The 479-nt window shown below is 60.5% G+C and carries 1 pseudogene; it reads right to left on the reverse strand.

Features of this window, described 5'->3' with window-relative positions:
- Nucleotides 1–479: pseudogene (locus MRS74_RS23590) on the reverse strand (dienelactone hydrolase family protein); the annotation flags it as partial.

The raw sequence follows: 479 nt of genomic DNA on the forward strand, positions 1-479 counted from the left end.
TTGTCGCCGCGGAACTTGACGATGGCCACCAGCGGAATCTCGACGTACTTGCCGGTGGGGGCTATGCCCGGCAGCATCCAGTCGATCTCGCGATCGTGGGTGAAGCAGAACAGCACCTCGTCGACGATCTGGGTCGCACCTATGGTCCTGGAGATCGGCATCAGGGTGGTGTCGGCCGGATTGGCGTCGACGAAATGATGCGTGTAAAAGCGGAACAGCTCCTTGTAGCCCACACCGCCGGTCAGGTTGGGGATATGGTTGACGTAGGGCTCGGCCACCATGGTCGCCATGGTGTCGCCAACATTGCGGGTCGAAAACTCGTACTCGCAGTGCTTGTCCCAAAGAGCTGAGAGGTCGTAATGCGGCCCCATCGCCTTGCGAAAGGCCGTCACAGAGCGCTGGTGCGCCATCAGTGCAGACGGCTTGTGATAATGCTCAGAACCTGCGCGGGCGAAGGCGTGATCGACACCGGGATAGAG

It is taken from the genome of Marinobacterium sedimentorum (assembly GCF_024267675.1).
GTDB lineage: Bacteria > Pseudomonadota > Gammaproteobacteria > Pseudomonadales > Balneatricaceae > Marinobacterium_A > Marinobacterium_A sedimentorum.